We start from the raw sequence: 11,822 nt of genomic DNA on the forward strand, positions 1-11,822 counted from the left end.
TTCCCGGCAAAGCAGCCAGTGCAGCCGCCGGTAACCGAACAGCCGTCGCTGGCTGGCCAGTTCCCTGATACGCTCGCGCGCCTTCGCATCGTCTGGCCGACGACCGACGTATCGCACCATTGTCCGATCCACGCCCAGCACCGCGCAGGCACGGCGCTGGCTCACCTCGTACACCGCCTGGAGATGAGCCACAGCCTGCCGCCTGGCACCGGGCGCTAGAATTTTTTTGCGCTGATCTCCTTGAGCATGGCGTTGTCGAGCATCGAGTCCGCCAGCAGCTTCTTCAGCCGCTCGTTCTCCTGCTCCAGCTGGCGCAGCCGCCGGGCATCAGACACTTCCAGCCCGCCATACTTCGACTTCCACTTGTAGAAGGTCGCCGAGCTGATCCCGTGACGGCGGCATACATCCGCCGTCGCCATGCCCGCTTCCTGCTCCTTCAAAACAGCGATGATCTGCTCCTCGCTGAACCTGCTCCGCTTCATTCGTCCGTCTCCTTCTCAGGACCGGACGCTACTTATCATTGGAGGAAATCTAGGGGCTCAGACCACAATCCCCGACCTTTATTGAGACGACGGGGCCGACATCGTTGCCGAATGCACCGACGATCTCGACGGATCGAAAGAGCCTGATCTTCCGCCCGAGGCGGAAAAGGCGCAATGGCGCGCCCGCAAGGAAAAGTACTTGGATAGCCTCGACAAAAAACCGACCCGTTCGCTCGAAGTGAGCCTTGCCGACAAGACCCACAATGCCAGCGCCATCTACGCCGACCTTCGCGCCTACGGCGAGGAAGTCTCGAGCCGCTTCACCGGCGAAAACGGCGGCTCACTCTGGTATTATCGCAGCCTCATCGAGGTTCCCATGAAAAGGTTCTCAGGCCCGGCAAGCACCCGCTTCGCGCGCGAAGTCGACGACATGGATGAGCTCGCCGCCCGCTTCAAGGCGGACCTCACAGTTCGAACCCCCAGCGCCGGTAATCCTCACGGATGCGCGGGCTGCGGGCGAGAGCGGCGGCAATGTCGGCTTCGGCATCGTCGCGCCCCATCGCTCGCAGGATCAGCCCGCGCAGCAGCAGCGTCTCGGTCTGGTCGGGCGCAAGATCGAGCGCGGCCTCGGCATCGGCCAGCGCTTCCTCCAGCTGCCCGTTGCGCAGCAGGATCATCGCGCGGCTATCGAGCGCCATGGCCGTGTTTTCGCTATTCTCTACCGCGCGCGTACAGGTCGCGACCGCATCGGCGATCTCGACCTGCCAGATGCCCATATACCAACATTTGGCATTGAGCACCGAGCCGTCATTGGGCGCATCGAGCAGCAATTCGGCAAAGCGGTCGAGCCCGGCAAGTCCATCGCCTTCGAGCGCTTCCACGTCGGCAAGGGCATAGGCAAGCGAACGCTGCACTTCCTCGTCCCCGTCGACCTGGGCGAGCACGTCGCGCGCCTCGCCCGTCCTTCCAAGATCGGTCAACGTGCGTGCGAGTGCGATCGCGCGGTCGGGTGTCGGGTCGAGCAACCAGGCTTCCTCGAGATCCGCCGCCATGCTGTCGAAATCGCGCAATTCGGCATGGACGAGCGCGCGGTCCTGGAACAGGCGGGCGGTCGCTTCGAGGTCCAGCGCTGCATCCATGTCTTCCAGAGCGCCAGCGAAATCATAGGTCTTGAAACGGAAATTGGCCCGCCGCAGGAGCGGCCCTGTCTCGTCCGGCTGCTGATCGATCATCCGAGCGAGCATGTCTTCGATCCTGGAGAGTTCGCCGCGATCGCTTCCCTTTTCCCCGCTTGCGGCAAACCGCCAGCGGCGCGGCATGTCTTCGGGGACGATCACCTTGAGCTTGTCCCGGGCGAGCGAAAGCGCCTTGCGTCGCTCGGCCCTGATGTCCTCTGGCGCGATCTCGCCGCCGAGGCTGGTCTGGGTCTCCGAAATCGTCAATTCACCGTCGGCAAGGGTCACTTCGCGTTCGAAACGCTGGTTCGCGACCGTCACGTCGAGCTGGCGCTCGCCTCGGATCTCGAAATCGCCGTCCGTTTCGGGCAGGGTGAAACTATAGGTCCCGACCGAAGCGCGCGGCGGCGGAACGACCACCGGCAGGTCGCGCCACTTGCGGCGCGATCGGTCGGGGCGAAAGCGGAACGATCCGGTCGGCAATTGCGGCTCGATAGTGCCGACCGACCCGTCATACTGGACGAGGCTCGGGAACAGCGCATCGACGATTACCGTCGCTTCGCTGTCGTCTTCGCCCTGTTCGATCCGCACATCGACGACATTGACCTGCCCCCCTGCGAACCGCGCGAAACGGCCGCCCAGGGCGCGCTTGTTGTCGTCGGTCAGCTTGTCGGCCGATGCGTTCATTTGCGCAGCGCCCTGGCCGAGCAGTTTCATCGTGATTGTCCCCGGCATCGGCAAGTCGCCGCCGAGCCTTGCGTCGAGCGCGAATTCGATCGCGACATTGGCCACGCGCGGAACCTCTTGCACGATCGGCTCGAGCGCGGCGCCCTCCTCCCGGATCGGCAGGGTGACGTGGAAGGGGGGGACATTGCCGACAAGCTCGAGATTGGCACCGATACCCGTTCCGTCGAGATAGTAATGCCTGCCTTCTATGTTTGCGCGCACCAGCACGTGGTTGAACGCTCCGGGAAGCGGGAGCGAGCTTTCGACCAGTGCCCCGCGCTGGATCGAGGCGAGGACCGGCTCCGCCTCTATCCCCAATTCATTGAGAATAGCCAGCAGGATCAGTGTTTTGGCCTTACAGTCGCCATATTTCTTCTCCCACGTGGTTGCCACGTCCTGCGGGATGTAATTGCCACCGTCGAGGCCGTTCATCAGGTAGCGGATGTCTTCCTGCACCAGTTCCAGCGCGGCCACGGCGCGTTCGAGATCGTCCGCACTGCCGGACCGGATCGCCTCTACCTTCGCGGCGAGATCGTCGAGCCCGTCGAGCGAGCCCGCGGTATCATAATAGGGCGCCATGACGGACGAGACCTCTTCCCATCCGTCGAACGTGCCGAGCTGCAGGATCGGGGGCCTGCGATAGGACCAGGGCGCATCGGAAGGATAGTCTTCCGCCTCGCTCAGCGGCAGGATCACTTCGAGCTGTCGGAAGTCACCGACGATTTGGGGGGCTGGCAATTCGAAATCGGGCCCGGCGCGATATTCCACCGGAAGGCTTTCCTCCCACGATACCCGCACGCGGCCGAAATCGGCGAACTTGTTGGGCTCGCGCCAGAGCAGCGTCTGGGTCTGCACTTCCTTGCCCAGCGCCTGGTCCGAATTGGTTACCGAATAGCGCACCCGCAATTCATCGCCCACCTGCAAGCCCGGCACCGACATCGTCGCGGTGAGGGAGCCGTCGAGGATCTGGCGTTCGAGCAATCGCTCGCGCCGAAGCACTTCCATCTCTTCGCCGGCGGCGATCACGTCGATCGTCTCGCCATCGCGCAAGATCGTGATCTCGTGAACGATCAGATCACCCTTGTCCGGCAGCCACTGAGCGGTCACGGTACCGACCTGCGTCATCTCCTGGAGCGAGGTGATGCGATAGGCATTGTCGAAATATTCCCACAGCCGGCCGTTCTCGATACGGATCTGCTTGTCCTGCACGACCCGTCGGTTCGCCGGATCGCGTTCGAGGGTGGAGAGATCGACCGGTTCGACCCATACGGGAGCTGGCTCGTAGAGCACTTGCTCCCCGGCAAGGGCAGGCGTCGACATCGCGGCGAGCGCAAGGCCGGTCGATGCGGCTAGCCTGCCTCTCAGGCCGGCCCAATGTCTACGAATGGTGAAATTGCCGGTGTGCGACCGCAAAAATTCCAAGATTTGTCCTTCCCCTGCCTGAAGGGCGCGTGACGAAAACGCGCCCGGACGGCTTTAATTGTTTCATTATCCGCGAGAATGTCACGCATTTTCTCGGACTTTTCCGGCGTGATCGCGGCTTGTTATCAGGCTTCGCGTACGCGGGAGAGGAACGCGCGGACCTGTTCGCTCAGCGTACGGGCCTGTTCGTCGAGGCTGGTCGCGCTCGAAAGCACCTGGCTGGCCGCGGCACCGGTCGAAAGCGAGAGCGAGCGGACGTCCTCGATATTGCCGGCCACCTGCTCGGTCGCGCGGGCGGCCATGTCGATACTGCGGGCGAGATCCTGCCCGGCGACCGATTGCTGGTCGACCGCGCTCGCGATCGAGACGGCAGTGGATTCGAGTTCTTTCACCTGCCCGGCAATAGAGCGCAGCGCCGACACGCTCGCACCGGTCGTATCCTGCATCGCGCGGATCTGCTCGGCCACCTGCTCGGTCGCGCGGCTGGTCTGCATGGCAAGTTCCTTGACCTCGCTGGCGACGACCGCGAAGCCGCGCCCGGCCTCTCCGCCGCGGGCGGCCTCGATGCTGGCGTTGAGGGCGAGCAGGTTGGTACGCTGGGCGATGGTCTGGATCAGCTCGACGATCTGGCCGACCTGTTCGGCCGAGCTCGAGAGCGCCGAAATCGTCGTGTCGGCCTCGGTCGTGGCATCCGCCGCGAGCCGCGCGAGTTCCGAGGATGACGTTGCCTGGCGGCTTATTTCCTCAATCGAAAGGGCAAACTCGTCGCTCGCCGCCGCGGCGGCAGTGGCGCCGCTATTCGCCTCATCCATATTCTGGGCGAGGGCCGTGGTGCGCCCGCTCGCCTCTTCGGCGGTTTCGGCCATGCGCGAGGCGGTGGTCTGCAACTCGCTCGAAGCGCTGGCGACGCCGGTGACGACTTCGCCGACGGTGCGTTCGAATTGCTTTGCGACTTCGGCCAGCAACGTCGCCTTGCGCTCTTCCTCCTCTTCGCGTTCGCGTGCGCGCTCCTGCTGGATGCGCACTTCCTCGTCGGCCCGTTCGGCGCGTTCACGGGCCCAGACTTCGAGCTGCCGGCTGGCGCGCTTGAACAGGTTCAGCGCGCGCAGCATCTCGCCGATCTCGTCGCGGCGGTCCGCGCCTTCGATCTCGAAGCGCCGATCCCCCTGGGCGAGGCGCGTCATGCCGTCCGTGATCTCGATGATCTTGCGCGAGAAATCGCGGGACAGATAGGCAAGGCCGAACAGCAGGACGACCGCCGCGAACATGCCGAGAAGGGCGGTGATCGCGACCATGGTGAAGAAGTAGTCGATACCCGACTTTTCGAGCTTTGCGGCATGGTCCGAAAGATCGGCGGCGAAATCGCGCGATTCCTCGAACAGCGCATCGCCCTTGTCCGAAATCTCGTAAGCGAGCGCGATTGCGTCCTCGCTGCGGCCCTCGGCGCGCAGCGTGGCGACGGTGCGTTCGAAGACCGCGTTATAGTCGCGGATATCCTCGCGCATTGCGGCGACCTTCGGCTCGATCGACGGAGCGTTCTCGGCGACGATCGCGTCTACCGCCTCGATCTGCTCGACCGCCGCTTCGTAGCTCTCGCGCTGGCGGACGAGGATCTCGGGCTCGGTCTCGAACAGGAATCGGGCGGTGTTGTAGCGCAACTCGCCGGTCGTGCTGCGCAGTTCGGTCGAAGCGACCACCGCCTCCTGCACGTCGGCGGAAGTGTTGTAACGCACCCACAGTTCCGTCAGCCCGACACCGAGCACCAGCGCCATGGCAAAGCCGGCCGCGAAAAAGGTGCCGAAGACGGTGTGGATCTTCGCCGGAAGGCTGAGATTGCGGAACCAGCCCATCCGCTCGAGTGCCGTGCGGCGGTGTACGGGCTTCGCTTGCCCCGCTGCATTCTCGAGCAGGTCCTGCGAGAACACGTCTTCGTCACCGGATGCCAGGTCGGGGATCGCCTGTTCCTCGCGCTGCTCCTGCAAAGACATCATGTTCATGACCGGATCCCCATCGCCCCTGGCGCCGCTTGGCAGCGCGTCACTAAGGGAAATTCCTAAAGGAAAACCCTTTCCAAAAGCTTTCCCAGGGGGCGCGGACGGGAGTGCGGGCGCGTCAGCCGGCGCGGACCTTTACGAGAAAGGAATTGACCTGGGCGCGCAGGGTGGAGGCTTGCTCCTCGAGGCTGGTCGCGCTCGAAAGCACCTGGCTCGCGGCAGATCCGGTCGAAAGGGCGAGGTCGCGCACGTCGTCGATATGGCCTGCGACTTTCTCGGTCCCGCGCGCGGCGAGATCTATGCTCCGCGCAAGATCCTGCCCCGCGACCGATTGCTGGTCGACGGCGGTGGCGATCGAGACCGCCGTCGTCTCAAGTTCCTGCACCTGCCCGGCAATAGAGCGCAGCGCCGATACGCTCGCACCGGTCGTATCCTGCATCGCGCGGATCTGCTCGGCCACCTGCTCGGTCGCGCGGCTGGTCTGCATGGCAAGTTCCTTGACCTCGCTGGCGACGACCGCGAAGCCGCGCCCGGCCTCGCCGCCGCGGGCGGCCTCGATGCTGGCGTTGAGGGCGAGCAGGTTGGTACGCTGGGCGATGGTCTGGATCAGCTCGACGATCTGGCCGACCTGCTGGGCGCTTTCGGACAATGCGGAGATGGTCTCGTCGGCCTCGGTCGCCGAGCTGGTCGCCTGCCGCGCGAGATCCGCGGAAGAGGCGGCCTGGCGGCTGATCTCGCCGATCGACATGGCGAATTCGTCACTCGCTGCTGCGGCGGCGGTGGCCCCTGAATTGGCTTCTTCCATCGAGGCCGCGACCTCGCCCGTGCGTCGGCTCGTCTCCTCGGCCGTGCTGGCCATGTCGCGCGAGGTCGACTGCAATTGGGTCGAAGCGGCTGCGACCCCGCTGACCACGTCGCCGACGGTCCGTTCGAACTGGTCCGCTATGTCGCGCAGCACGCGCTCGCGTTCGAGCCGCGCTTCTTCCTGCTGGAGCTGGAGCCGGGCCTGCTCGTCGAGCTCCTTCTTGGCCCTTTCGGCCCGTTCGCGGCTGAGCTTTTCGAGCCGCTTGCCGGCGCGGTGGAAGATTTCAAGCGCGCGCGCCATCTCGCCGACCTCGTCCCGCCGGTGCTTGCCCGGAATGGCGACATTCGCATCGCCGCTCGCAAGCTTCGTCATCTGCGCGGTGATGTCCCTTATAGTGCCGCCGACATTGCGATCGAAATATCGCTGCACGACCAGCGTGACCACGGTCAGTGCGGCGGCAAGCGCAATCACGATGAAGAAGAGAGAGGAAAGCAGTTCCGCGCCTGAATCCGACATGGCATCGGCATCCCGCCCGAGCAGGGTGGCCATGTCCGCCGCTTCTTCGAGCACGAGCCCGCCGGTCGCGGTCACTTCGGCAGCGCGGCTGGCACGACGCGCCTCGTTCGCGGCGGCATCGAAGGTACCGAGCTGGCGGCGGAAATCGGCAATGCCTTCCTCGACCAGCGCAAGCTTTTCGAAGGCGGCGACGTTGCTGGTGCGCACCATTTCGCGCAGGTCCCCGGCCTTGGTGTCGGCTGCGGCGAGGCTGGCGAGCGCCGCTTCGCCGCGCGCAGCCTCACCGCGTGCGACCAGCATTTCGGCGTGGCGCTGCGCTTCGGACAGATCGACCACCAGCCGCTCGGCTGCGATTGCGTGGTCGTGAATGACGTTGATGCTCTCGGCCCGGTCGGAAAGCCGCATGACACCGAACGCGATGAAAATGCCGGCGATGAGAGCGAAACCGAGGTTGACGAAAAAGAAGAGCGAGATCTTGCGCCCGATCGAAAGCGCGCCGAACCATTCGGCGACATTCGACAAAGCAGGGGCAGCGTTCCCGCCCCGGCCAGCCGCTGCGCTGCGTTCGGTTTCGATATCGATTGCGAGGTCCTCGAGCGCGCTCATGCCGCGTTATCACCTTTTGTTGCTGGAGAGCCGGGTCCGGCGTTCTGGATTTGGACGAGCTGGTCGATTTCGCGGGCCGGCATCGCCCGGTAGTAGAGCCAGCCCTGGATGAGATCGCACCCGGCTGCGCGCACGAGATCGGCCTGCGGTTCGGTTTCCACCCCCTCGGCCGTCACCCCCATGCCGAGCGCGCGGGCGACCGCTATGCTGGAGAGCATCATCGCCCGGCTGCCATCGTCTTCGCTCGCCTGGACGACAAGGCTGCGGTCGAGCTTGAGCTTTTCGAAGCGGAATTGGCGCAGGAAGCCGATCGAGGCATAGCCGGTACCGAAATCGTCGAGGCTGATGCGCACGCCGAAGCCGCGGATCACGTCGAGCGTGCGTTCCGCTACGACCGGATCGAGCACGAGGCAGGTCTCGGTCACTTCGAGTTCGAGCCGCTGCGGAGGGAAACCCGTCTCCTCGAGGATTTCACCGAGCTTGATCGGGAATTCGGGATTGCGCAGCTGAGCGGCCGAGATGTTGACTGACAGGGTGATGTCGTCCCAGCCGAGTGCATCGATGCACGACTGGTGCAGTACCCATAGGCCGATCGGATTGATGAGGCCCGATTCCTCGGCCACTGGGATGAAAGTGTTGGGCCCGATCGGGGGGGCGTTCCTGCGATTCCAGCGCAGCAGCGATTCGACCGCGACGATGCGCTTGTCGCGCGCAGAGACAAGCGGCTGGAAAGCCAGCTCGAATTCGCCATCTGCCAGTGCGCGGTGAAGGTCGTCCTCGATCTCGCGCATCGCCTCGCGTTGCCGATCGAAGGCCCGGTTGAACCAGGTGCAGCGCATTTTGCCCCCGCGCTTGGAGGCCGACATGGCGACATCCGCCCGGCGCAGCATCTCGGACGGCGCGAGCCGATCGTCTGCAGTGGAGCGGGCTAGCCCGATGCTCGCCCCGACCGAAACCTGGCGCCGACCCGTATCGAGGTCCAGCTCGACCGGGCTTTTCAGGGTGTCGAGCACGCTACGGCACATACCCTCCAGGATCGTCCCAGCGACCCGCCCGTGCATCAGTGCCGCGAATTCGTCTCCGCCAAGCCGGTAGCATTTCGCCTCGCGCCCGCAGGCCTGCCGCAGGGCGCGCGCGCATTGCCTGATCAACGCGTCGCCGACCGCGTGGCCGTAATGGTCGTTCACTTCCTTGAAACTGTCCAGATCGATCAGCGCGAGCGCGATCTCTTCATCCCCGCGCGAGAATTGCTCGATGTCGCGGACCAGGGCGCGGCGATTGGCGAGGCCGGTGAGCGCGTCGGTGACCGAGAGCTTTTCGAGTTCGCGGACATTGGCGATCCCGGTGTTCCCGAGCAGAACGAGCGTCGCGGCATAGACCAGCGCGCCCGAAATGAGGAGCGAGCCTGACGATAGGAAGTGGATGCGATCGCTCGCGATGACCACCATCGTGATGAGGCCGAAAACGAGGCTGAGCACGGCAAGCGGGACCAGGACAAGCCCGATCGGGGTCAGTCGCAAGGGCTTGCTTGTCATCGACACGAGGTCATCCCGGCTGCTCTGGCTGCCCATCGGCAGGATGCGCGAGTTGCTAAAGCGGAAGGGCTAAGGAAGCGTAAACCATGCGCCGCAAGCTACGTGGAAACGCGCAGGTCGCAGCGGGCGTGCGTCAAGCCTGTCGGAGCAGCTCGGCACCATGGACGGGCAGGGCGTGGCGGTAGATGCTGGCGCGCCCGTCCGCCGCGATGAAGGCATCGGTCTGTCCGACCACGGTCTCGCCCGCGCCAAGCATCAGGAAACCGTCCTCCGCGAGCGCTCCCGACAGCCGCGCAAAGGCGCGCCGGCGCGTATCGACATCGAAATAAAGCAGCACGTTGCGGCACAGTATGAGGTCTACCGGCTGGCGCAGCGGTGGCTCCGAAAGGATGTTATGCTGCTGGAAACGGGCGCAGCGGCGGATCTCCTCGTGTATTTGCCAGCCCGCCGGAGTCTCCTCGAAATGGCGCAGCATCTGGGCGACGCCGAGCCCGCGCTGGACTTCGAACTGGCTGTAGAGCCCGGTCCGCGCGGCACGGATCACCTTGTGCGACACATCGGTGCCGAGGATGTCGATGCTCCAGCCGGCCCAGCGCTCGGCCTGTTCGGCGAACAGCATGGCGAGCGAATGGACTTCCTGGCCGGTCGAACAGCCCGCCGACCAGATCGTCAGCCGCTTCGTTTCCTGCCGCCGTTCGGCGAGCAGTGGCAGGATGTCGACGGGAAGCTGGTCGAAGGTCGGCTTGTCGCGGAAGAAATAGGTCTCGTTGTTGAGCAGGGCCTCGACCACTTCGGCCGCCAGGTCGCGGTCGCTCGAACGGCGGCGCGGTTCGTCGAGCAGGCAGACGAGCTGGTCCAGATTGGTGATACCGTGTTCCCGGAACACGCCGGCGAGCGCGCTCGAGACGCGCCAGCGTCGGCTTTCGGTGAGCTGCTGCCCGGTGAACTTGGCCAGCAGGTCGGCGACGATCTGGTGCGAAGCGTGACTGGAATCCATCATGTGCCGGTTTCCCCGTGCGCCGTTTATCGGGCAAGCGTTGCGGGGACCATTGCCATCATCGCTTCGGCCAGCATTTCGGGCGGGGCGATAAGTGTCGCGAGATCGGCCTTGGCAACCGCGCCAGGCATACCCCAGACCGCGCTCGTTTCCGCGTCCTGAGCGTAGATGGTGCCGCCCGCGCGGTGAAGGGCAGCGGCGCCTTGCGCCCCGTCGCGGCCCATTCCCGATAGGAGGACGCCGAGCGCGCGTCCCTCGCACGCCTCGGCGAGGCTGGCCAGCATCGGGTCGACGGAGGGCAGGCAGCCGCTCGGCATGGGTTCGGAGGTGGTGCGCGCGAGCAGGTCTTCGCCGCGCCGTTCGATTACCATGTGGCCGTGCCCGGTGGCGACCGCGATTTCGCCGTGGCGGATCGGCGTGCCGTCCTCCGCGATGCGGGCGGGGCGCCCGCTTGCGACTTCGATCTGGCGGGCGAAAACCGGCATGAAGGAGGAGGGAAGGTGCTGGGTAACGAGGATCGGCAGGTCGAATTCCGCCGTCAGGCCCCGAAGCATCAGGTTCAGCGCATGGATGCCGCCGGTCGACGCGCCCACCGCGACCAGTTCGGGCTGCTTACCGCGCAGCAGGCGCTCAATCACGGGCGCGCCCTTGCGCGCCGATCCGGCGGACGGTGCGAGCTCCGTCTCGAGTTCGATTGCCTCGGCCGTGCTGGAGCCGAGGGCGCGCATCTTGGCAAGGAGCTGGCTGCGATATTCCTCGTTGAATCCGCCCGGACGCGGCTTGAGCATGGTATCCGCCGCGCCCGTCGAAAGCGCCGCGAGCGTGTGCTCGGCCCCGTCCTGGGTAAGCGAGGAGACGACGAGCACCTGCACGTCGTCCGAAGTCGCAAGAATCCGGGGCAGCGCTTCGAGCCCACCCATTCCGGGCATTTCGAGGTCGAGCAGGACGACATCGGCAGGCGCGCTCTCAAGCTGCGCGATCGCGCGCTCGGCGCTGCTCGCCGTCCCGGTGACGACCATGTCCCGGTCGCTTTCGACCATCCGCTTGAAGATCGTTCTCACGGTCAGCGAATCGTCGACGATCATCACCCTGATACCGCCCCGCCTTCCGCCGGAAGCGGCCTTGCCGTCAGCCGTGAAGGGGACCGCGCTCATGCCCCCGCTCATGCAAACCCGACCAGCTGCAGTTTGATCTGGAGGGTCTCGTGATCGAACGGTTTCATGACATATTCATCCGCGCCGGCGGAAATCGCCTCGCGGATATGGGCGACGTCGTTCTCCGTCGTGCAGAACACGACCTTGGGAGCATCGCCGCCCGGTCGCTGACGCAGCTGGGCGATGAATTCGATGCCGGTCATTACCGGCATGTTCCAGTCGAGCAGGATCACATCGGGCATCGCAGCTTCGCACGCATCGAGCCCTTCCTTGCCGTTTTCCGCCTCGCTCACGGTGAAGCCGAGGGTTTCGAGGATATGCCTCGAGACCTTCCTGATGACCCGCGAATCATCGACGATCAGGCACGTTTTCATGGGACCCCCTGACGTGGTTGCTGCACGAGGCGTAAT

General features: G+C 65.0%; 7 protein-coding genes and 1 pseudogene (1 of these 8 running past the window's edge). All 8 read right to left on the bottom strand.

The genetic code is table 11. From position 1 onward, the window contains the following. Positions 1 to 482, bottom strand: a pseudogene (locus RIB52_RS12615) (IS3 family transposase) (it extends 666 nt beyond the left edge of the window). 464 nt (positions 483 to 946) lie between these two features. Then, positions 947 to 3,703 carry a DUF3857 domain-containing protein gene (locus tag RIB52_RS12620; protein WP_350176055.1) on the bottom strand — a complete coding sequence of 919 codons (2,757 nt, stop codon included), beginning with the start codon at positions 3,701 to 3,703 and terminating at the stop codon, positions 947 to 949. 227 nt (positions 3,704 to 3,930) lie between these two features. Next, complete coding sequence (locus RIB52_RS12625; RefSeq protein WP_350176057.1) at positions 3,931 to 5,802, bottom strand: methyl-accepting chemotaxis protein; 1,872 nt, start codon at positions 5,800 to 5,802, stop codon at positions 3,931 to 3,933. 115 nt (positions 5,803 to 5,917) lie between these two features. Beyond that, a complete protein-coding gene (locus RIB52_RS12630) occupies positions 5,918 to 7,726 on the bottom strand; it encodes a methyl-accepting chemotaxis protein (RefSeq protein WP_350176059.1) in 1,809 nt (602 codons plus the stop codon). Continuing rightward, complete coding sequence (locus RIB52_RS12635; protein ID WP_350176061.1) at positions 7,723 to 9,261, bottom strand: putative bifunctional diguanylate cyclase/phosphodiesterase; 1,539 nt, start codon at positions 9,259 to 9,261, stop codon at positions 7,723 to 7,725. Before RIB52_RS12635 ends, RIB52_RS12630 begins: the two co-directional genes overlap by 4 nt. A gap of 133 nt (positions 9,262 to 9,394) precedes the next feature. After that, positions 9,395 to 10,261 carry a CheR family methyltransferase gene (locus tag RIB52_RS12640; protein WP_350176063.1) on the bottom strand — a complete coding sequence of 289 codons (867 nt, stop codon included), beginning with the start codon at positions 10,259 to 10,261 and terminating at the stop codon, positions 9,395 to 9,397. 23 nt (positions 10,262 to 10,284) lie between these two features. Then, the gene (cheB, locus tag RIB52_RS12645; protein WP_350176065.1) at positions 10,285 to 11,412 is read right to left on the bottom strand and encodes a chemotaxis-specific protein-glutamate methyltransferase CheB; all 1,128 of its coding nucleotides are present in this window, start codon (positions 11,410 to 11,412) and stop codon (positions 10,285 to 10,287) included. An 8-nt stretch (positions 11,413 to 11,420) separates the two neighbouring features. Beyond that, positions 11,421 to 11,786 carry a response regulator gene (locus tag RIB52_RS12650; protein ID WP_350176067.1) on the bottom strand — a complete coding sequence of 122 codons (366 nt, stop codon included), beginning with the start codon at positions 11,784 to 11,786 and terminating at the stop codon, positions 11,421 to 11,423. Between the last annotated feature and the right edge of the window lie 36 nt (positions 11,787 to 11,822).

Source organism: Erythrobacter sp. (genome assembly GCF_040217515.1).
Lineage (GTDB): Bacteria > Pseudomonadota > Alphaproteobacteria > Sphingomonadales > Sphingomonadaceae > Erythrobacter.